The sequence below is a fragment of the Stenotrophomonas sp. 86156_Sma genome (genome assembly GCF_056481625.1).
In genome coordinates, this window is the sequence record NZ_CM151157.1 from 3,823,383 (window position 1) to 3,844,492 (window position 21,110).

At 68.4% G+C, this 21,110-nt stretch carries 14 protein-coding genes; 4 read left to right on the forward strand and 10 right to left on the reverse strand.

From position 1 onward, the window contains the following. Positions 1–9 precede the first annotated feature (9 nt). The 3 genes from ACZK33_RS17705 to pilG are packed head-to-tail and all read right to left on the reverse strand — an operon-like array spanning position 10 to position 1,322. On the reverse strand, positions 10–540 hold the full coding sequence (locus ACZK33_RS17705; protein WP_005410716.1) for a chemotaxis protein CheW: 531 nt from the start codon (positions 538–540) through the stop codon (positions 10–12). Further along, positions 540–902, reverse strand: coding sequence for a response regulator (locus ACZK33_RS17710; RefSeq protein WP_005410717.1), 363 nt, complete (start codon positions 900–902; stop codon positions 540–542). The genes ACZK33_RS17705 and ACZK33_RS17710 overlap by 1 nt, the downstream gene beginning before the upstream one ends. An 18-nt stretch (positions 903–920) precedes the next feature. Continuing rightward, positions 921–1,322 (reverse strand): twitching motility response regulator PilG, encoded by a 402-nt coding sequence (pilG, locus tag ACZK33_RS17715; protein WP_005418455.1) that lies wholly within the window; start codon positions 1,320–1,322, stop codon positions 921–923. A 240-nt stretch (positions 1,323–1,562) separates the two neighbouring features. Here pilG and gshB point away from each other — a divergent pair, with 240 nt between their 5' ends. Together gshB and ACZK33_RS17725 are read left to right on the forward strand one after the other, a co-directional pair. Further along, positions 1,563–2,510, forward strand: coding sequence for a glutathione synthase (gshB, locus tag ACZK33_RS17720; protein WP_012511876.1), 948 nt, complete (start codon positions 1,563–1,565; stop codon positions 2,508–2,510). Beyond that, on the forward strand, positions 2,510–3,394 hold the full coding sequence (locus ACZK33_RS17725; protein ID WP_423175652.1) for an energy transducer TonB family protein: 885 nt from the start codon (positions 2,510–2,512) through the stop codon (positions 3,392–3,394). The genes gshB and ACZK33_RS17725 overlap by 1 nt, the downstream gene beginning before the upstream one ends. 582 nt (positions 3,395–3,976) lie before the next feature. Here the strand turns inward: ACZK33_RS17725 and tsaB are convergent. The 4 genes from tsaB to mrcB all read right to left on the reverse strand — a co-directional run bounded on the left by tsaB (position 3,977) and on the right by mrcB (position 10,289). Beyond that, complete coding sequence (gene tsaB, locus ACZK33_RS17730) at positions 3,977–4,690, reverse strand: tRNA (adenosine(37)-N6)-threonylcarbamoyltransferase complex dimerization subunit type 1 TsaB (protein WP_423175213.1); 714 nt, start codon at positions 4,688–4,690, stop codon at positions 3,977–3,979. 9 nt (positions 4,691–4,699) lie between these two features. Then, on the reverse strand, positions 4,700–6,748 hold the full coding sequence (locus tag ACZK33_RS17735; RefSeq protein WP_423175214.1) for a DNA repair helicase YoaA: 2,049 nt from the start codon (positions 6,746–6,748) through the stop codon (positions 4,700–4,702). 566 nt (positions 6,749–7,314) lie between these two features. After that, positions 7,315–7,854, reverse strand: a complete 540-nt coding sequence (locus tag ACZK33_RS17740) for a hypothetical protein (protein ID WP_080356554.1) — start codon at positions 7,852–7,854, stop codon at positions 7,315–7,317. Continuing rightward, on the reverse strand, positions 7,851–10,289 hold the full coding sequence (mrcB, locus tag ACZK33_RS17745; protein ID WP_180844975.1) for a penicillin-binding protein 1B: 2,439 nt from the start codon (positions 10,287–10,289) through the stop codon (positions 7,851–7,853). The genes ACZK33_RS17740 and mrcB overlap by 4 nt, the downstream gene beginning before the upstream one ends. Positions 10,290–10,385: 96 nt before the next feature. On the opposite strand from mrcB, the gene ACZK33_RS17750 reads away from it, so the two are divergent. After that, positions 10,386–12,485 carry a glycosyltransferase gene (locus tag ACZK33_RS17750; RefSeq protein WP_423174870.1) on the forward strand — a complete coding sequence of 700 codons (2,100 nt, stop codon included), beginning with the start codon at positions 10,386–10,388 and terminating at the stop codon, positions 12,483–12,485. Here ACZK33_RS17750 and ACZK33_RS17755 read toward each other — a convergent pair. Next, entirely contained in the window at positions 12,482–14,047 is a 1,566-nt protein-coding gene (locus ACZK33_RS17755; protein ID WP_423174871.1) for a hypothetical protein, read from the reverse strand. The genes ACZK33_RS17750 and ACZK33_RS17755 overlap by 4 nt on opposite strands. 30 nt (positions 14,048–14,077) lie before the next feature. After that, positions 14,078–16,234 (reverse strand): RelA/SpoT family protein, encoded by a 2,157-nt coding sequence (locus ACZK33_RS17760; protein ID WP_032130198.1) that lies wholly within the window; start codon positions 16,232–16,234, stop codon positions 14,078–14,080. A gap of 130 nt (positions 16,235–16,364) precedes the next feature. On the opposite strand from ACZK33_RS17760, the gene ACZK33_RS17765 reads away from it, so the two are divergent. Then, positions 16,365–16,901 (forward strand): hypothetical protein, encoded by a 537-nt coding sequence (locus ACZK33_RS17765; protein ID WP_329893271.1) that lies wholly within the window; start codon positions 16,365–16,367, stop codon positions 16,899–16,901. Positions 16,902–16,954: 53 nt separating this feature from the next. On the opposite strand, the gene hrpA is transcribed toward ACZK33_RS17765, so the two are convergent. Continuing rightward, positions 16,955–21,037 carry an ATP-dependent RNA helicase HrpA gene (gene hrpA / locus ACZK33_RS17770; RefSeq protein WP_423174872.1) on the reverse strand — a complete coding sequence of 1,361 codons (4,083 nt, stop codon included), beginning with the start codon at positions 21,035–21,037 and terminating at the stop codon, positions 16,955–16,957. Positions 21,038–21,110 lie beyond the last annotated feature (73 nt).

A 21,110-nucleotide genomic window follows, 5' to 3' on the forward strand; every position in this document is an offset into this window, starting at 1 on the left:
TGCCCGGCCTCAGGCCGCGGCTTGCCGGAATTCAGGGGTACGCGACAGCAGCGAGAGCGAGAACACGCCCCAGTCGTGGCCGTCGGCGTGGAAGGCGCGATCGACGAAGTGGCCGTAACGTCCTTCGGCCAGCGTGCCGGCCGCGATCTGCTGGTCCAGTTCGAAGCTGCGCTGGCCGAACAGTTCATCGATGGTCAGCGCGACGTCGCCACCCGCCTGGCGCATGATCAGCACGCGCTGGCCTTCCTGCTGCACGGTGCGCGTGCCTTCCAGGAAGTACTTCAGGTCGACCACCGGGAACAGGTTGCCGCGCAGGTTGCCTACGCCCAGCAGCCACGGCTGCGCGCACGGCACCGGAGTCACCGGCGGCATCGGCACGATTTCCACCACTTCGCGGAAATCGGATACCAGCCGGCGCTGGCCGACGCGGTAGCCCACGCCACGCCAGAGATCCTGGGCGAACTGCCGCTCGGGCAGCTGCACCGCATGGGCCAGGCTGCGCCGTTCATAGGCTTCGAGGATGTCGAAGGGCGAGCGCATCAGGCCACCAGTTCGTTGATCCGCGCGATCAGTTCATCCTCGCGCGGCGGCTTGACGATGTAATCGGCTGCACCCTGGCGCAGGCCCCATGCCTTGTCGGTTTCCATCGCCTTGGTGCTGACGATGATCACCGGGATGTGCTTGATCGCCGCATCACGGGCCATCGCGCGGGTGGCCTGGAAGCCGCTCATGCCGGGCAGGACCACGTCCATCAGCACCAGCTGCGGCACCTGGTCGCGGACCAGCTGCAGTCCATCCTCGGCGTTGTCCGCTTCCAGCACCTCATGGCCGGCACGGCGCAGCCACTGGGTGAACACCGCGCGGTCGGTCGGTGAATCCTCGATCAGAACGATACGAGCCATTGTGCCTTTCCCCCCTGGTCAGGCGTTGACGTATGTGCGGATGGCACCCAGCAGTTCTTCACGCGTGAAAGGCTTCGTCAGGTACTGCTCCGAGCCGACGATGCGTCCCCGCGCCTTGTCGAACAGGCCATCCTTGGACGACAGCATGATGACCGGGGTCGCCTTGAACAGCTGGTTGCCCTTGATCAGCGCACAGGTCTGGTACCCGTCCAGGCGCGGCATCATGATGTCGACGAAGATGATCTGCGGTTGCTGGTCTGCGATCTTCGCAAGCGCTTCGAAGCCGTCGGTGGCGGTGACCACCTCGCAGCCTTCGCGCTTGAGCAGCGTTTCCGCAGTCCTGCGGATGGTCTTCGAATCATCGATGACCATCACCCGGAGTCCTGCGAGTTCCCCGCCCGCAGTCGTGTTTTCAGTCATTGCCTATCCCCAAGCGCACGGCCCGATCTCTGGCGGGGGCCGCTACGAAAGCGTATCTATATCGCACTTTCCGCGCCCGCTTCAAGGCCGCCCCATGGCGCGGGGCATGGCACCCTCCTGAACGTGACGGGTTTCGCAATGCGTGCGCGACCGCCGGGCGGACGCTGCGTTGCAGTACGGCGGGGAGGCGCGCGACCGGCGTTGCCGCTACCATCAACGCCTTGCCAGACAGGTGCGCCCATGCCGTTGAACGTCATCGTGGTGATGGACCCCATCGCCCACATCAAGATCGCCAAGGACACCACCTTCGCCATGTTGCTGGAAGCCCAGCGCCGCGGCCATGCCCTGCACTACGTGCGCCCTGGCGGGTTGGCCCTGGAAGGTGGCGTGGCGGTGGCCCAGACCGCACCGCTGCAGGTGCGCGACGACCCGGCCGGCTGGTATGAGCTGGGTGCGTTCAGTCGTACCGAGTTCGGTCCCGGCCAGATCGTGCTGATGCGCAAGGACCCGCCGGTCGACGCCGAGTACATCTACGACACCCAGGTGCTGGACGTGGCCGCCGCTGCCGGTGCCTGCGTGGTCAACAACCCGCAGGGCCTGCGCGACTACAACGAGAAGCTTGCCGCCCTGCTGTTCCCGCAGTGCTGCCCGCCGACCCTGGTCAGCCGCGATGCCAAGGCGCTGAAGGCCTTTGCCCTGGAACACGGCCAGGCGGTTCTGAAGCCGCTGGATGGCATGGGCGGCCGCTCGATCTTCCGCAGCGGCCAGGGCGATCCGAACCTGAATGTGATCCTGGAAACCCTGACCGACGGCGGCCACAGGATGGCGCTGGCACAGAAGTTCATTCCCGACATCACCGCTGGCGACAAGCGCATCCTGCTGGTCGATGGCGAACCCGTCGACTACTGCCTGGCGCGCATCCCGCAGGGCGATGAATTCCGCGGCAATCTGGCCGCCGGTGGCCGCGGTGAAGGTCGCCCGCTGAGCGAGCGCGACCGCTGGATCGCCGCCCAGGTCGGGCCGGAGATGAAGCGTCGCGGCATGCGCTTCGTCGGCCTGGACGTGATCGGTGATTACCTGACCGAGGTCAACGTGACCAGCCCGACCTGCGTGCGCGAACTGGACGCACAGTACGGCCTGAACATCGCCGGCACCCTGTTCGACGCACTCGAGGCCGGCCTGCGCTGATGCCGTCCGCACCTGCCGTACTGCCCCCGCCGCCGCGCGAAGCGCAACGGCTGGGGGCGACCATCGCGCTGTCGGTGCTGGTCCACGCCCTGCTGATCCTGGGCGTGGGCTTCGCCGTGAAGGGCGATGCGCCGCTGGTGCCGACGCTGGAAGTGATCTTCAGCCAGACCCGCACCGCACTGACGCCGAAGCAGGCTGATTTCCTGGCCGCAGCCAACCAGGAAGGCGGTGGCGAACACGACCGCGCACAGCGTCCGCGTGACAACCAGGCCGGCATCGTGCCGCAGGCCCAGTCTGGAATCAGCCCGGTGCCGCAGCAGCAGCAATCGGCCGCACCGGTTCCGCCGCCGCAGGCGCGGGTGGTCAGCAGCCGCAATGGCGAAGAGGTGGTCGCGCAGGCGCAGTCCCGGCCCACGCCGGATCAGCCCGAACCGGACGCACCGCTGAGCGCGCGCGAGCAGCGCGATGTGGAAATGGCCCGCCTGGCCGCTGAAGTCCATCTGCGCTCGGCGCAGTACGCCAAGCGCCCAAACCGCAAGTTCGTGTCGGCCAGCACGCGCGAATATGCCTATGCCAACTACCTGCGTGCCTGGGTCGATCGCGCCGAGCGCGTCGGCAACCTGAACTACCCGGACGAGGCCCGGCAGCGCCGCCTGGGTGGCCAGGTGGTGATCAGCGTGGGTGTGCGCCGCGATGGCAGCGTGGAAAGCAGCCGGATCCTGCGTTCGAGCGGGACGCCGTTGCTGGATGAGGCGGCGCTGCGGGTGGTGAAGCTGGCGCAGCCGTTCCCGCCGTTGCCGAAGACCGAGGATGAGATCGATATCCTGCAGGTCACGCGCACGTGGGTGTTCCTGCCGGGCGGCACCCTGCACGACGACCGGTAGGGTTTGTTGCCCGGGCCTGCGGCCCGGGACCCGCTGAACGTCAACGTCAACGTCAACGTCAAAGGCGGCGGTTGGACTGTGGATTTGGTGTGGCGGGGTGGCTGGGCAGGACACGCCGTAAACCCATCCTTGGGGGCTCGATGGCGCCATCCATGGCGCCAACGGTCCTGCCCAGCCACCCCGCCCCACCTTTGACAGATCCCGGCGCATCGCGTCCCGCTCCGCTGTTGGTAGGTGTCGACCTTGGTCGACACACATCCACGCTATGCGTGGATGCGAGCGAAGCGATCCGCTTTTGACTTTGACTTTTCTTTTTTTGATTTTCCGTGGCGGACGCACACGGGAACTGTCAGAGGCCGGGCGGGTGGACTGCGCAGGGGCGTGAGCCGCATGGGCCCGAGGCATGCCTCGGGCGGGTTGGGCAGGACGCCCAACCCCGGTCTTGCCGTGTGCGCAGGACAGCGCACACGGGCAAGCGGCGACCGAGCTTACAGGGACGTACTTGCAGCGCCCCCTGCGCAGCCCACCCGCCCGGCCAAACCACGGCTTTTGATCTACGCCCCCCCCCCCGCCACGAGGGGCTCAGCCGTTGGCCTTCGCCTTCGCCTCGCGCGCGGCCTGTTGCTCGACCAGGGTCAGTGCCACGTTGTCACGCAGGTACGCCGGCTCGACCTTCTCCGGTGCGATGGCTTCGCCACGAGCGAACGCCGGCACCGCCAGTGCAAGCACGTCCGACGCCCGCGGCAGCGCAGTGGCATCAAAGCCGCGCAGGCCAGCGCCCAACTGCGCAACAAGCGCACCCTCGGCCGCACCCAAACCGGTACCAACACCGTAGGCGGACAGCCCTTCCGGCAGCGATACCGCAGCGGGTGCGCATACGCGCTCGGCATCACGCGCCACCGGCAGGCCGTCCACGCGCTCGAAGCGGGCAACGTAGAGTTCGCCCATCCGCGCATCGATCGCTGACAGGATCTGCGCTTCTTCCGTCGGTGCCCGCAACGCCAGCACCTGCAGCGTCGAGACCGGCAACAGCGGACGGTCCAGGGCCAGCGCAATGCCCTGGGCAATCGCGATCGCAAGACGCACGCCGGTGAACGCGCCGGGGCCGCGGCTGAGCGCGATGCCGTCCAGCTGGCGGCGGCTGATGCCGGCTTCGGCCAGCAGCGCCTCCGCCCACGGCAGGCTCAGTTCGGCGTGCCGGCGCGGGGCAATCTCGAAGCGTTCCAGCACCTGCCCATCGACATGCAGGGCAACGGAACAGGCTTCGGTGGCGGTTTCAAAGGCGAGCAGTTTCATCGGATCGGGTCAGAACAGGGGGAACGTGGCACCGGGCGCCGGCTCAGGGCCGGTCGCAACAGCGACTGGGGCAGCCGCATCATCGGACACGGGCGCCCATTGTGGCGTAAAGAAGGCCTGCACATCGGCCAGGCTGCGAGTACGCCGGAACGGCGGCAGCGAATCGAGGAAGACCCGGCCATAGCCCCGGTTGAGCAGGCGCGGGTCGCACAGTACCAGCACGCCACGGTCGCTCTCGCTGCGGATCAGGCGGCCGACACCCTGCTTCAATGCGATCACCGCCTGCGGCAACTGCTCGTCGCGGAACGGATTGCCGCCCTGGCTGCGGATCGCCTCCAGCCGCGCCTCGTACACCGGATCGTCCGGCGCCGCGAACGGCAGCTTGTCGATCATCACCACGCTCAGCGCTTCGCCGACCACATCCACGCCCTCGCGGAAACTGGCCGAGCCGAGCAGCACGCCATTGCCGGATTCACGGAAGCGCTGCAGCAGCGTCGCGCGCGGTGCCTCGCCCTGCACGAACAGCGGCCATGGCCCGTCGCGCAATGCCTCGGCGGCCTCACGCAATGCACGGTGCGAGGCGAACAACAGGAAGGCCCTGCCCTGCGAGGCCTGCAACACCGGCCGCAAGGTCTGGATCAGCGCGGTGCCAAACCCGCGCGCCGCCGGATCGGGCAGGCCTTCGGGCAGGTAGCACAGCGCCTGCTCGGGCCAATTGAACGGGCTTGGCTGGACCAGCGTGTGCGGATCGTCCAGGCCCAGACGCGTGGCGATGTGATCGAAACCACCGCCCACGGTCAGCGTCGCCGAGGTGAAGATCCATGCCGCGCGACTACGCTCACGATGCTCGCGCAACGGGCCGGATACATCCATCGGCGTGCGCTGGCAGCGGAAACCGCGTGGCGTGAGCTCGTACCAGAGCACATCAGCCGCGCTGGCTGTGTCCGCCGGATCGGTATCGAAGTCGAGAGTGGGCTCGTCATCGCCCAGCCAGCGGCTGAGCCGCGAGACCGCCTCACGCGCCCGCGCATGACAGGCATCCAGACCCGCCGCCGCTTCGCGCAGCGGCTGCAATGCCTGCTCCAGGGTCACCAACCCTGCCATCACCGTATCGAATCCCTCGCGCACCTGTGGCATCGCCAGCGCGCGCCATTGCGTGCCACGCGGCGGCAGTCCCTCCATCGCCGAACGCAGCGCCAGCAGCGCCTGCTGCAACTGGTCGACCGGTTCCTGCAGCGCCGACTGCGCGCCGCCCACACCGCGTGCTTCAGCCAGGCAATCGCGCCCGAGCTCCTGCCACGGGCGCATGCCAAAACCCTCGCCGAAGAACTGCGCGGCCAGTTCGGGCAACTGGTGCGCCTCGTCGATGACGAAGGCCTGTGCACCGGGCAACAGCTCACCGAAGCCGTCCTGCTTCAGCGCCAGATCGGCCAGCAGCAGGTGATGGTTGACCACCACCACGTCGGCGGCCTGCGCGCGTTGCCGCGCGCGCACCACGAAGCAGTCATCCCAGAACGGGCAATCGGTGCCCAGGCAGTTGTCGACGGTGGAGGTGACCATCGGCAGCAATGGGGAGTCGTCGGCCAGCCCGTCGAGCTCGGCGATGTCACCGAACTCCGAGCGACCGGACCAGGCCAGGATGCGCTGGAACTGCGCGGCCTGCTCGGGACTGGAAAACCGCGGTTCGCCGCGCGCCTGCTGCAGGCGATAGCGGCACAGGTAGTTCGCACGCCCTTTCAGCAGCGCACTGCGCAGGCCGACCCCGAGTGCCTGGCGCACCCGTGGCAGATCGCGGTGGTAGAGCTGGTCCTGCAGCGCGCGGGTGCCTGTGGAGATGATGGTGCGCAACCCGGACAGCAGCACCGGCACCAGATAGGCAAACGTCTTGCCGGTGCCGGTACCGGCCTCGGCCAGCAGCAGATCACGCTGCTGCAGCGCATCGGCGATGGCTTCGGTCAGGTGCAGCTGTGCCGGACGCGGGACGAAGGCATCCAGGTGCGAGGCGAGCGCGCCGCCGTCGCTGAGGGCTTCGCGGCTGGCATGGACAAGGTCGGACATCAGAGGGAAAGGATACCCGGCCGGGCGCTGCCCGGCACCCGTTTCAAGCCAGAGCGTAGGCAAAGGCAACAGCAACAGCGGTGTTCATGGCTCTGGGTTGCTGCGTGTTTGGCGGGGCGGGAGGGGCAGGCAGGACACGCCGTAAACCCGTCCATGGGGGCTCGATGGCGCCATCCATGGCGCCAACGGTCCTGCCTGCCCCTCCCGCCCCACCCTCGACAGTTTCCCGGTGACGGATGGACGTGCTTCGTAGAGTCGAGCTTGCTCGACTGGCATGTCAAAAGCGGTGGAGGGAACGGGGAAAGAAGAAAGGAAATGGCAGCGAGCGCGCGCAGCGCGCGACCCGCTTTTGATTTTGATTTTGTTCTTGCCTGCGGCCCGCGCGATGTATGGCAGGCCGGGTGGGTGGGGCGTGCAGGACCGTTGGCGCCATGGATGGCGCCATCGAGCCCCCAAGGATGGGTTTACGGCGTGTCCTGCACGCCCCACCTACCCGGCCCATCACCAGTATCCATCAGTGCGAGCGCGCGCCGCAGAGGGGGCAGCGCCCGATGGAGTGGAATACCTCAGTACCGCTTGATCCCCGGCACCGTGCAACCTTCAATCTGCGCATGCGCCGACACCGCATTTTCCTTCTCGCCCCGCGCCAGGCGCGACTGCTCGATCGTCGCCCAGTGCCGGCGGCACAGCGGCCCGGTCTTCGAGCCCAGATCCACCGCCTTGCGCGCGAACGTCTCAGCCTGTGCCCATTGGCCCTGCAACAGCGCCAGCTCGGCACGCTCCTGCAACACCGCCGGGTCACCGGCCACGATTTCCAGCGCGTGGTCCAGGCTGCTGGCGGCGCCGGCCAGGTCGTTGGCCTGACGCTGCGTCTGTGCAGTCACCCGCAGGTCTTCCACCTGCGAATCACGCAGAGGCTGCACCGACAGCTCCTTGTCGTCCGGACCTGCGGCCGCATCCACCGCAGCCAGGCGCTGTGCCGGCGTGGTGGTATCAACCGGCGGCTTGGCCACCGGCGGTGCGCTGCTGACGCAGGCGGCCAGGGCCAGGCTGAGGCCGGTCAGGGCCAGGGGCTGCAGCAGGGATCGCATGTTCATCGGCATCATCGGCTCGGAGGAGGAGTGGCGGCGGCGGGCGCCGCAGCAGGTTCAGCAGGCGGCTCAGGCTTGCGGTCCAGGCCGAACCAGCTACGCCAGCCACCGCCCTCGCCTTCGGCACCCTGCCCGTCCGGCGACACCGCCGGCGCACACGGTGCATAGGCCGGCGCATAGCCCACCACGAACGGGAAACGACGCGCGCCCGGACAGCCTTCATCCGTGCTGTTGAGTCCGGTCGGCGCCACCGACTGCCAGTCCAGGCCCTTGTTGCTGACCCGCAGCGGGGCACTCGGCAGGCGCTGGAAGATGCCCGACCACACCCGCATCGCACCGGTGGCACCGTACAGGCCGGCCTGCTCGTTCTGGTCGTTGCCGATCCATATCACCGCCAGATGATCGCCGGTGTAACCGGCGTACCAGCTGTCGCGGCCATCGTTGGTGGTACCGGTCTTGCCGGCCGGCTGCAGGCGGCCGAGGCCATCGGCGTTGAGCCGCTGCGCGGTGCCGCTGGCAACCACCTGCTGCAGGCCGACACTGATCAGGTTGGCGGCAATCGAGTCGCCTTCCTGGGCCGGTGCCGGGGTCTTGTCGTAACGCTTGAGCAGCTTGCCCTGCGGATCGAGCACGCCACGCACCGCATGCAGCGGCTGGATTTCGCCACCGGACGCGAGGAACTGGTACAGCTGGGCCATCGCGTACGGGCTCTGGTCGGTCGAACCGAGAATCACCGCCGGATTCGCTTCGGCCTTGATGCCGGCCAGCACGTGGATCAGCTGGGTCACACGCTCGGGGCCGACCTGCATGCCCACGCGCACCGTGGCCTGGTTGTAGGAATGCGCCAGCGCGTCGATCAGGCGCACGGTGCCGTGGCTGCGGTTGTCCGCGTTGCCCGGGCTCCAGTTGCGGCCACGGCCGAGCTGCACCGTCACCGGCGAATCGTCGACCCAGCTGGCCAGCGAGTAGCGGTCCGGCTGCGCCAGCGCCAGCAGGTACACGAACGGCTTCAACAGCGAGCCGACCGGGCGCTGTGCTTCGATCGCTCGATTGAACCCCACCTCGGACACTTCACGGCTGCCGATCACCGCCAGCACATCACCGTTGTGCACGTCGGTCAGCACCATGCCGGCCTGCAGTTCGGGGCGACGCTTGCTCTCCAGCGACTTGATGGTGCGGGTCACCGCGCCTTCGGCATAGGCCTGCGCGGACGGCGACATACCGGTCATCACGCTCAGGCCGGCGCCCTGCAGGGCAGATTCCGGATAGTCGTGACCCAGTTGGCGGCGGACCAGATCGACATAGGCGGGGAAGCGGTTGGCGGCAACCAGGCCCGGCGTCTTGGGCACGCCCAGCGGGGCCTTCAACGCACGCTGGTACTCGGCGTCATCGATCAGCGTGGCTTCGTGCAGTTTGCCCAGCACGAAGTTGCGGCGATCCAGCGCGCGTTCCGGATTGCGCCGCGGGTCGTAGAAGGACGGGCCCTTGACCAGGCCGATCAGCAGCGCGATCTGCTCGGTCTCCAGCGACTGCAGGTCGCGACCGAACCAGAACTCGGCGCCAGAGGACATGCCATGGATGGCCTGGCTGCCACGCTGGCCCAGGTACACCTGGTTGAGGTAGGCCTCGAAGATGGTGCGCTTGTCGTAGCGCGCTTCCATGATCAGCGCGTAGAGCACTTCGTTGAATTTGCGGGTAACCGTCTGCTCCTTGCCGATGCCGAGCAGGCCGCTGCGGGCCAGCTGCTGGGTCAGCGTAGAGGCGCCCTGGCGGCTCTGGCCACCGGAGCGGATGGTTACCCACACCGCGCGCGCGATGCCGGACAGGTCGATGCCGTGGTGGCGGTTGAAGTCCTTGTCCTCCACCGCCTGCAGGCCGGTCACCAGCAGGTCCGGCGCCTCGTCCATGCGGATCAGGCGGCGTTCTTCCTGCTTCTGGCCGTACAGGGTGGCGATGCGGGCCGGGTCCAACCGCGCGGCCTTCAAGGCCTTGCGGTTATCGGCGTCGCGCAGCGAGGCGACCGCACCATCGGCCAGTGACAGCTCGAGCCGGCGCGGGGCAACCCGGCCATCGACGTCGTTGTAGCCGCGGCTGGAGATGACGAAGCGCCCGCCGTTCACCGCATAGGTGGCCGGCTCCTTGCCCTGGCCGTCATCGCGGTAGGCGGAGGCGGCCAGCTCGGTCTTCAGCGTGGACGCATCCATCGCCTTGCCGGGGGTGAGCACCAGCGGGCGCGCGTAGACGCGCGTCGGGATCTGCCAGCGCAGCTCGCCGAAACGCTGGGTCACCTGCTGGTTCAGGTACAGCGTATAGGGAATGAGGAAACCCAATCCCAACGCGACCGCAGCCATGCTCCAGGTGATCAGCCGGCGCCGCCACAGCGGGCCGTTGTCCTGCTGGTCGTCGTCGTCGAAATCGTCGATGTCGTCGGAATCGTAGCGTCGGGGCACGGGAATGCGAGAATGTAGGGTCTGGCGAGTCTACCCCAGCCGCTGCGGCTGGCGAATTCTCCCGGGTTCCCCTGCTTAAGCTGGAGTTGCAACCGGATGGCGATGTCCCTGGCCGAGATCCGATACCTGATCAACCGCCTCACGGGCCTGGCCCGCCGGAGCCTGGCCAGCCTGCGTACCCGTGGGTGGCGGGCGACCTGGCAGCGCATCCGCGTGCATACCCAGCGCGCCGTTCCCGCGCCGCGAACGCCGCTGTTCCTGCCGCCGGCACAGGATTTCGCCCCCTTCACGGTGCCGTTCAGCGAAACGCCGGAAGTGAGTATCGTCATCCCGGTCTACAACCACGTCGGCCATACCCTGGCCTGCCTGCGCGCCCTGGCGGCACATCCGCCGCTGGCGGCGTGCGAGATCCTGGTCGTGGATGACGGCAGCAGCGACGCCACCGTGCAGTGGATGCCGCAGGTCGCCGGACTGCGCTATGAGGTGCGCGAGCACAACGGCGGCTTCATCGAGGCCTGCAACGATGGCGTGTCGCGCGCACGCGGCCGCTATGTGGTGCTGCTCAACAACGATACGGTGCCACAGCCGGGCTGGCTGGATGCCCTGCTGGACACGTTCGCCAGCACGCCCGACGCCGGCCTGGTCGGCAGCCAGCTGCTGTACCCGGATGGCCGCCTGCAGGAATCAGGGGGTGTGATCTTCGCCAACGGCAGCGGCTGGAGCTACGGCCGTTTCGAGGCGGCGGACGACCCACGCTTTGCCAGCCTGCGCGACGTCGACTACGGCTCCGGCGCGGCGCTGATGCTGCCGCGCGCCCTCTGGCAGCAGCTGGGCGGCTTCGATACCCGTTACAAGCCGGCGTACTACGAGGACACCGACCTGGCCTTCCGCGTTCGCGCCCAGGGCCTGCGTGTGCTGGTGCAACCAGCCAGCCGGGTGATCCACGATGAAGGCACCAGCAACGGCACCGATACCGGCAGCGGGGTGAAGGCCTACCAGGTGCGCAACCAGGCCATCTTCGCCGCCCGCTGGGCCACCGAGCTGGCCCGCCATCCGGCGGTGGGCGAAGTCCCGTCACCCGCGCTGCTGCTGCGTGGCCGACGCCAGGTGTTGATCCTGGACGAGGAAGTACCCCAACCGGATCGCGATTCGGCGTCACTGCGCCAGGTGAACCTGATCCGCCTGCTGCTGCAGGGCGGCGCTCATGTGGTGTTTGTTCCCACCCGCCGCGAACATGGCGGTGCCGCCACCGAAGCACTGCAGCGGATGGGCGTGGAAGTCTGGTATGCGCCGTTCCTCGATGGCGTCGCCAGCTGGCTGCGAACGCACGGTGCGCGTTTCCACGTGGCGCTGCTGGTCCGCCACCATGTCGCCCACGAGTGCCTGCCGCTGCTGAAGCGCTATGCGCCGCAGGCCCGCACCGTGTTCGACACCGTGGACCTGCACTACCTGCGCGAACGTCGTGGTGCCGAAGTCGCCGGTGATGCCGGGTTGCTGCGCGCCGCCGAGCGCACCCGCGCCAGCGAGCTGGCGGTGATGGAGCAGTGCGACGTCACCGTGCTGGTCAGTGCCGCCGAGCGCGAGCAGCTGCAGGCCGACGCCCCTTCCGTGCAGGTGGAGCTGATCTCCAACCTGCACGACGTCGCCGGCGCGGGCAAGCCGTTCGAACAGCGCCATGATCTGGTGTTTGTCGGCGGCTTCCGCCATCCGCCGAACCTGGATGCCATGGAGTGGTTCATCGGCGAAGTCTTTGCCGGCATCCGCGCCCGCCTGCCCGAGGTACGCCTGCACTGCATCGGTGCCGCCACACCGGAATCGCTGCTGGCATTGGCCGCACGCCAGCCCGGCGTGCAGATGCACGGTTTCGTCGAGGACATCACGCCCTACATGGACGGCGCACGCATTTCCATCGCGCCGCTGCGTTTCGGCGCCGGCGTGAAGGGCAAGATCAACCTGAGCATGGCCCATGGCCAGCCGGTGGTAGGTACCACCTGCGCCGTGGAAGGAATGCACCTGCACCCGGGCCAGGACGTGCTGGTGGCGGATGATGCGGCGGGCTTCGCCGATGCGGTGGTCCGCCTGTACCAGGATCCGCAGCTGTGGCAGCAGTTGTCCGACGCCGGCCTGGCCAACATCGCAGAGCACTTCTCCCTCGACGCTGCCCGCGCGACCGTGCAGCGGGTGTTCTTCACCTAATCCGGGCGACCGCCGGCGCGGCGCAGGCGGTCTTCGAACGCCGGCAGCTCGGCCAGGTCCGGTTGCAGCAACCGGGCCTGTTCGGCGGCGTGTGCCGCGAAAGCCAGATCGCCGTTGCCGAGCCGTTCGCTGCCGATCGCCAGCCAGCGCTGGGCCAGGCGCAGGCGTGCCGAGGGAAGCCCGGCCGCGGTCGGCGACAGGGTCTGCCACGCCTGCAGGCAGGCACCGGCCGCCTGCACGCGATTCTGCCGCAGGTTGTCGTCGAAGCAGCGGCGACTGGCGGGCAGCAGCCGCGCTGCGGCAGCCTTCACCCGTGCATCGCGTGGCGCCAGTGACTGCGCTTCGCGCAACGCGTCGAACGCACTGTGGCCGGGGGGGCTGATCCATTGCCCGGCACGTTCGGCGCGCTCGATCCTGCGCAGGTGGTCGCGCAATTGGCGCTCGCGCTGCGTGTTGCTGACCGCCGGCTGCTGCAGCGCCTTCTGCGCCTGTTGGGCGCGCTGCAGGCGTTGCGCGAGCTGCTGTTGCACGGCCGGCGAAGCACCCAGTTCCGCTGCCAGTGCGGCATCGGCCTGCGCCGCTTCGAACTGGAAATCGTCGGCCTGCTTCTGGCTGCGTGCCAGCACCGCCTGCAAGGTCTGTTCGCGGCCGCGCTGGGCACTGGAATCATCAACCGCCACTGCCAGCACGGCGAGGAATCCCTTCGCTGCGGATTCCAGCTGCCGACGCTGCAAGGCGCGCTGGGCCTGGCGCAGGCGCTGGTCGACGGCCTGTGCCAATGCTTCCTGGCTGGCGGGCAGATCGGCGTGGCCGGCATCGAACTGGCGCGCACGCTGCAGTATCGCGGCTGCCTCGGCCAGCTCGCCGCGTCCGGCCAGGATGCGGGCCTGCTGCAGCAGATCGCTCAGTGCGTCCTCGCGACCTTCCAGCGCCGGCAGATTGTCCGGCTGCAGTACCAGGATGCGCTGGAACAGGGGCAGCGCGCTGCTGTCACCGTCGTCCAGCCGGCCCGCTGCAAAGGCGTTGCGCGCCTGCGCCAGCAGTGCACCGATGCCGGCGCCTGCGCTGCGCCGGGCCTGCAGCTGGCGTGCCACGGCGTCCGCGTCGCCCTGCGGCACCTGCAGTTCCCGGGCCAGGGCCAGCGCCTGCGCGCTGCCTTCGACGTCGTTGGCCTGCAGTTTTTCGCTGGCCTGCTGCAGGGCCGCGGCGCCGGTACGGGCCAGCCCCTCACGGGCCTGCGGACGATCACCATCCAGCGCCAGCACGGCCTGGTAGCGCTCACGCGCACCACTGCCATCGGCGGCACTCAGCCGCCCGGCCGCCAGTGCGCGATCGCCTTCGGCCAGCAACTGTTCAATCTGAGGCTCATCCCAGAACCAGTCGGCCAGCGGCTTGCGCAGCAGCACCAGCAGCACGAACACCGCCAGCGCCGCGATCAGCGCCCAGCGCCACACCCGGCGCGCGTGACGTGCCTGCAGCCACCACCAACGGCCTTCGCGGCGGACGCGGTCCAGCGCAGGATGTTCAGCGCCATGCGGGCGATGCGGAGGCTCGCGTTCCATGCGTGCAGGGTAGCCGGGGCAGCGTGAAGCTCAGCCGAGGCGACGCGCCTCGCTCACGCCGGGCAGCGCATCCAGCTTGCCCAGCAGGGTCGACAGCTGGCCGTAGTCGCTCACCTTCAGGCGCAGGCGCAGGTGGGCACGGCCACTGTTGCGCACGTTGTCACTGTGGATGTCGAGCACGTAGGCGTCTTCCTGGGCGATCAGGTTGGTGATGTCCTTCAGCAGCCAGCGGCGGTCGACCGCAGTGACCACCACGTCCACTTCGTAGCCGCCACCGGCCTGGCCCCACTCCACCGGCAGGATGCGCTGCGGGCTGGTGGCTGCCAGCCGGGCCAGCGCGGCACAGTCTGCACGATGCACGGTGACACCCCGGCTACGGGTCAGGTAGCCGACGATCGGTTCACCGGCCACTGGCTGGCAGCAACGCGCCAGCTGCACCAGCAGGTTGCCCACGCCCTGCACGGTGAACTTGGACTTGCCCAGGTTCTCGCGGCGCGCGGTCGGCCGCGGCAGGGCTGGCGCGGGCGCCGGCTGGCTCGCTGCACGTTCGGCTTCCAGCAGGGTACGACTGACCTGGTTCGGGCCGGTGTCACCCAGCGCCACCTGGATGTAGAGGTCGTCAACGCTGTCGGCATGGAACTTCTTCGCCGCCACCGCCAGATCAGAATGCTGCAGGCCCAGACGCTTCAGCTCGCGCTCGAGCAGTTCGCGCCCGGCCTGCACGTTGCGCGCGCGGTCCAGCTTGTGGAACCAGCTGCGTACTTTTTCGCGCGAGCGGTTGCTGGCCAGGAAGCCGTTGGCCGGCATCAGCCAGTCGCGGCGCGGATCGGCCTCCTTGCCGGTCAGGATCTCGACGCGGTCTCCGCTGCGCAGGCGGTAGGTCAGCGGCACGATACGGCCATTGACCTTCGCACCACGGCAGCGGTGGCCCACCATCGTGTGCACCTGGTAGGCGAAATCGAGCGGCGTGGCGCCCTGCGGCAGGTCCAGCACCTCGTCCTTCGGGCTCAGTGCATAGACCCGGTCCTCGGTCAGCTCGGCATCGAGCGCCCCGGCCAGTTCATTGCCCTGCCCATCCTGCGCCTGCTCCAGCAGCTGGCGCATCCAGGTGATCTTGCGGTCGAAGGACTTCTCCGCGCCCTTGCCGCCTTCCTTGTACTTCCAGTGCGCGGCCACGCCCAGCTCGGCCTGCGAATGCATCTCGTGGGTACGGATCTGCACTTCGATAGTGCGCCCTTCCGGGCCGACCACGGCGGTATGTAGCGAGCGATAGTCGTTGGCCTTGGGCCGGGCGATGTAGTCGTCGAACTCGCTGGGCACCGGCGCCCACAGTGCATGCACCACGCCCAGCGCGGCGTAGCAGGCGGCGACATCGTCGACCATGACGCGCACCGCACGGATGTCGTACAGCTGGTCGAACGCCAGCCGCTTCTTCTGCATCTTCCGCCAGATGCTGTAGATGTGCTTCGGGCGGCCACTGACCTCGGCCTTGATGCCCTGCGCGACCAGTTCGCGCGACAGCACCTTCTTGACGTTCTCGACGTAACGCTCGCGGGCGATGCGGGTTTCGTCCACCTCCCGCGCAATGCGCCGGTAGGTCTCCGGTTCCAGGTGGCGGAACGCCAGGTCCTCCAGCTCCCACTTCAGCTGCCAGATGCCCAGACGGTTGGCCAACGGCGCATGGATGTCGCGGGTCAGCTGCGCCAGCGCGCGGCGTTGCTCGTCGTCCAGCTTGTCGGCCGCGCGCATGCGCGCCAGCTGCCGCGCCAGCAGGATGGGCACCACGCGCAGGTCACGGATGATCGCCAGCAGCAGGCGGCGCAGGCCCTCGCTGTTGCGCCCTGCCTCACGTCCGGCATGCAGTGCCCAGACCGGGTCGGCCGCATCCTGGCCATCCAGCAGGCCGATCACTGCGGCCTTGTGGTTGCCCAGCGGCAGTTGCTCCAGGCTGGCGCGCAGGCCGGGCAGATCGAACAGCAGGGCCGCGACCACCGCGCCTTCGTCGGCCGAGAGCATCGCCAGTGCGTCGAGGGTGTCGCCCAGCACCGACCAGCTGGCGCGCATCTGATGGTCGCAGTCCGGCGCTTCCCAGTGCCCGCGCAGGGCCTGGCGCAGCGGAGCAGGCAGCACGGCTGCCGAGGGGCGGTTCAACAAGGCATCCAGGCCGGGGACGGAAGCGCGGTTCACAGCATCGAGCAGGCAAGACAGAGGCCCCTACACTAGCGCCGGCGCCGTTCAGGGACAATCACCGCGGCCACCATCACCCGGCATGAAGACATGCCGCTACACTCGCGGGCAAACCCAGGAGAGTCCCGACATGTCCTCGATCGTCCCGCGTTTCCGCCTACGGCTGCTGGCCTGTGCCGCACTGTTGCTGTCCCTGTCGGCGCCTGCGCTGGCCCAGCGCGTGGTGGAGGGTGACCTGCAGCAGCAGATGTCACCGGCCGAGTTCAAGGCGGCCGGCCTGGACAAGCTCAACGCGCAGGAACTGGCCACGCTGAACCACTGGCTGCAGGGCAAGGTCGAAGCGGCCACCACCCAAGCGGTTGCGGCCGTACGGGAAACGGCGCGCGAGGAAGGCCGTCAGGAAGTGATCGTGAAGAATCGCGGCTTCTTCGATTTCGGCAGCAGCGAGCCGATCACCGGCGTGCTGCAGGGCGAGTTCCGCGGCTTCGGCAAAGGCCGCGTCTACGTGCTGGACAACGGCCAGGAATGGGAGCAGACCGATGCAAGCACCCTGGCCGGTGTGCGCAAGCAGTCCCCCGCCGTCAGCATCAAGCCCGGTGTGATGGGCGTGTGGTACCTGAAGGTCGACGGCGTGAACACCCAGCCGAAGGTGCGCCGAACCAAGTAACGCCGTGACGTTGCTGCAGAGCCGAGCGTGGGCTCGGCTCTGCAGCAACGACGTCACGCCTGGCGCAATGCGGTCACCCGCTGCGCCAGCTTCTTCGCCGAGATGCCGGTGCGCGCACCCAGCTCCTGCGCGAACAGCGATACCCGCAGCTCTTCCAGGTCCCAGCGCAGGGCCTGCCATTGCGGGCGTTCGCGCAGTCCCTGCTGCTCCCCCACTGCCAACGCCTCCAGGAACGGATGCAGTTCCAGCATGCGTGCCTGGTCACGTGGCGGATCACGCTTGGCACGCTCGGTACGCAGGATCATCGCCTTCAGATAGCGCGGGTACTGCGCCAGCGCGTCGGCCGGCGTGTCGCGCAGGAAGCCGGGATGGATCAGCCCGACCAGCTGCGCTTCCATGTCGTCCAGATTGCCGCGCGCCCAACCCATCAACGGTGCTTCCAGCATCGGCTTCAGTTCCGCGACCAGCGCCAGGATGGTTTCGGCCAGCTTCAGCCGCGACATGGCCTCGCCGAACAGCGCCTTGGCCGCATGCTCACGACGCTGCTCGAAGGCTGCCGCATCGCGGATGTCTTCCAGCCCCTCGGCCAGCACCGCGTTCATCGCCGCATCGACCAGGTCACCACGCAGGCGCTCCTGCGACTCGATCGCCGCATACAACAGGCCGGTCTTGGCACCGACCGGCAGCTGCTTGCGTGCCTGCTTCACCTTCTCGGCCAGGGCAATCTCCAGCAGACGGCGCACGCCCAGCGGATGGGCCTCCAGCGCCTGCTGGCGATCGGCGAAGATGCGCAGCGCCACGCTGTCGCCCTCGTCCAGCAGCGCCGGATAAGCCGGCACGCCCGCTTCACCGGGTACCTGCAGCGGAATCGGCGTGGCCGGGAACGTGCGCAGGCCATCGGCGGCCATCTCGCGCCCAGCGCGTGCAGCGAACGCATCGCCGGCACGACCACCGAATTTCGCGCGCAGTGCGTCCAGATCGCGCGAGGTCGCCAGCACCTTGCCCTGCTCGTCGCGCAGCCGCAGGTTCATGTGCAGGTGCGGCTCGATCGAGCCGGGCTCGAAATCGAGCGCCGTCACCGTTGCGCCGGTCGCACGTGACAGGAAGCGCGCCAGCTCGCCGGTGATGGCATCGGCGCTGGGCTGCGGGAACGCCTCGTAGAACGCGCGACCGAAGTCCGGTGCCGGCACGTAGTTGCGGCGCATCGCCTTGGGCAGGCTGCGGATCAGTGCCGAGGCCTTGTCGGCGACGAAACCCGGCGCCAGCCAGCCCAGTTGCACCGGGTCCAGCGCGTTGAGCAGATGCAGCGGCACGTCCAGGGTGACGCCGTCGTCGTCGGCTCCCGGCTCGAAGCGGTAATGCAGTGGCAGGCGCGCCTGGCCCAGCGGCAGGTACTTCGGATAGCGCTCCTGTTCGCTGCCCTCACCCGGCAACAGATCGACCAAGGACCAGTGCAGGGTCTTGCGCTGTTCCGGCGCCAGCCCCTTCCACCAGGTGTCCAGACCCGCCGCCGAATGGATCTGCGGCGGCACCCGGTCCAGGTACCAGCGCGCCTGCCAGTCCTCGTCGGCAACGATCCCAGCACGGCGCAGCTTGGCTTCTTCCTCGCGGGCGATCTCCAGCACTTTCTGGTTGTCGGCCACGAAGCTGGCGCGGGTGTTGATCTCACCGGTCACCAGTGCCTGGCGCACGAAGATGTCGTGCGCTTCGCCCGGCGCGATGCGGCCGTAGTGCACCGGCTTCTTCGGCGCCAGCACCAGGCCGAACAGGCTGATCTGCTCGGAGGCCAGCACCTGGCCCTGTGCGCGCGACCAGTGCGGGTCGAAGTGCTTGCGCAGCAGCAGGTGCGGCAGTTCGGCGATGACCCAGTCCGGCTCGATCGCCGCCAGGGTCATGCCCCACACCTTCTGCGTATCCAGCAGGTTGGCCACCAGCAGCCACGGCGGCGGACGCTTGGACAGCGCCGAGCCCGGGAACGGCAGGAAGCGGCGCTGGCGCGGCGCCTGGAAGTCACCCTTCTCGGTGCGGTGGCCGATCTGCGTCGGCAGGCCCGCCACCAGCGCCCGATGCAGGGTCTGGTACGCAGCGGCACGCACGCGTTCGCTGAAACCGCCGCCCACCGGTACCTGTTCCTTCTGCGCACGCACGGGCACTGGCGCCGGGGCCGCCTCGGCCTTGCCTTCGCGGGCCAGGCGCGCGGCACGGTGCAGCTGACCACGGGTGGCCTTCACTGCAGCGGCGTCATCGCGCGCCGGAGCCGGTGCACTGCTGCCGGCCAGCAGCGGTGCCATCGAGGCCTCGTTGGCTTCTTCCTTCCAGCCCAGTTCCTCGCACAGCAGGCGCAGTTGGCGATGCAGCTCGCGCCACTCGCGCATGCGCAGGAAACCAAGGAAGTGGCGGCCGCACCAGTCACGCAGCTTGGACTGGGTCAGGTCTTCATGGGCCTGCCGATAGGCATCCCACAGGCGCAGCACTCCGACAAACTCTGACCGCCCATCGGCGAACTGCGCATGCGCGCTGTCGGCCGCGCCACGCGCTTCCGGCGGGCGTTCGCGCGGGTCCTGGATGCCCAGGAACGAGGCGATCACCAGCATCGGCCGCAGGCAGCCGGCGGCCTGCGCGGCCACCAGCATGCGCGCCAGCTTCACGTCCACCGGCAGGCGTGCCATCTGCTTGCCGATGGTAGTCATGCGCCGCTCGGCGTCGATCGCGCCCAGTTCGGTCAGTTGCTGCCAGCCATCGGCCACCGCGCGTTCGTCCGGCGCTTCCAGGAACGGGAACTCCTCGATGCGGCCCAGGCCCAGCTGCAGCATGCGCAGGATCACCCCGGCCAGGCTGGAGCGGCGGATTTCCGGATCGGTGAACTCGGGCCGCGCCTGGAAATCGGCCTCGGCATACAGGCGGTAGCAGATGCCCTCGGCGATACGGCCGCAGCGGCCCTTGCGCTGGTTGGCGCTGGCCTGCGAGATCGGCTCGATGTGCAGGCGGTCCAGCTTGTTGCGCGGGCTGTAGCGCTTGACGCGGGCAAAGCCCGGATCGACCACGTAGCGGATGCGCGGCACCGTCAGCGAGGTTTCCGCCACGTTGGTGGCCAGCACGATGCGCCGGTTCGGCCCGGGGTTGAACACCCGGTCCTGGTCCTGGTTGGACAGGCGCGCGTACAGCGGCAGCACCTCGGTATTGCGGTACTTGCGGCGTTCCAGCGACTGGTGCGCATCGCGGATCTCGCGCTCGCCCGGCAGGAAGATCAGCACGTCGCCGCGCGAATCCAGACGGGTGATCTCGTCGACGGCCGACACGATGGCGTCATTGACGGTGCGTTCGCCCTGGTCTTCGCCCTCGCCTTCCAGCGCGCGATAGCGCACTTCCACCGGGTAGGTGCGGCCTTCAACGCTGATCACCGGCGCATTGTCGAAATGCTGGGCGAAGCGTTCGGTGTCGATGGTGGCCGAAGTGACGATCAGCTTCAGGTCCGGGCGCTTACGCAGCAGCTGCTTCAGGTAGCCCAGCAGGAAGTCGATGTTGAGGCTGCGTTCGTGCGCCTCGTCGACGATGATCGTGTCGTAGTTCGACAACCAGCGGTCACTGGCGATTTCCGCCAGCAGGATGCCGTCGGTCATGAACTTGATGCGGCTGTCTTCGCTGACCTTGTCGTTGAAGCGCACCTGGTAGCCGACCAGCTGGCCCAGTTCGCTCTGCAGTTCCTGCGCCACGCGGCTGGCCACCGCACGTGCGGCAATCCGTCGCGGCTGGGTGCAGCCGATCATGCCGGCCTGGCCACGCCCCGCAGCCAGGCACAGTTTCGGCAGCTGGGTGGTCTTGCCCGAGCCGGTTTCACCGGCGATCACCACGACCTGGTGGTCGCGGATCAGCCCGATGATGGCGTCGGCTTCACGCGCAATCGGCAGCTGCGGGTCCAGAGTAATGGACGGCTGCTGCTGCGCCCGTGTCATCCGGCGCTGCACTGACGCCTGCAAGGCCTGCTCGAAGGTGGCGGCCAGTGCCGCATCCTGCGGCTTGGCCTGGCAACGCGAGAGCATCCCCAGCAAACGGCCCCGGTCGCGGCTCATGGCGCCGTCGATGGCGGCGCGCTGTTGGCGCAGGCGGGGCGATGGATTTTTATCGATAGAGTTCATCAATCGGTTCGTTCAAAACTTTGAAAGCGACCAGTCATCACGACCGGTTTATTGTGAAGGCCAACGATTCCAC

Bases quoted from the DNA above. Each gene is read 5' to 3' on its own strand.
- ACZK33_RS17705 (WP_005410716.1), bottom strand. From the start codon at position 540: ATGCGCTCGCCCTTCGACATCCTCGAAGCCTATGAACGGCGCAGCCTG.
- ACZK33_RS17710 (WP_005410717.1), bottom strand. From the start codon at position 902: ATGGCTCGTATCGTTCTGATCGAGGATTCACCGACCGACCGCGCGGTG.
- pilG (WP_005418455.1), bottom strand. From the start codon at position 1,322: ATGACTGAAAACACGACTGCGGGCGGGGAACTCGCAGGACTCCGGGTG.
- gshB (WP_012511876.1), top strand. From the start codon at position 1,563: ATGCCGTTGAACGTCATCGTGGTGATGGACCCCATCGCCCACATCAAG.
- ACZK33_RS17725 (WP_423175652.1), top strand. From the start codon at position 2,510: ATGCCGTCCGCACCTGCCGTACTGCCCCCGCCGCCGCGCGAAGCGCAA.
- tsaB (WP_423175213.1), bottom strand. From the start codon at position 4,690: ATGAAACTGCTCGCCTTTGAAACCGCCACCGAAGCCTGTTCCGTTGCC.
- ACZK33_RS17735 (WP_423175214.1), bottom strand. From the start codon at position 6,748: ATGTCCGACCTTGTCCATGCCAGCCGCGAAGCCCTCAGCGACGGCGGC.
- ACZK33_RS17740 (WP_080356554.1), bottom strand. From the start codon at position 7,854: ATGATGCCGATGAACATGCGATCCCTGCTGCAGCCCCTGGCCCTGACC.
- ACZK33_RS17750 (WP_423174870.1), top strand. From the start codon at position 10,386: ATGGCGATGTCCCTGGCCGAGATCCGATACCTGATCAACCGCCTCACG.
- ACZK33_RS17755 (WP_423174871.1), bottom strand. From the start codon at position 14,047: ATGGAACGCGAGCCTCCGCATCGCCCGCATGGCGCTGAACATCCTGCG.
- ACZK33_RS17765 (WP_329893271.1), top strand. From the start codon at position 16,365: ATGTCCTCGATCGTCCCGCGTTTCCGCCTACGGCTGCTGGCCTGTGCC.
- hrpA (WP_423174872.1), bottom strand. From the start codon at position 21,037: ATGAACTCTATCGATAAAAATCCATCGCCCCGCCTGCGCCAACAGCGC.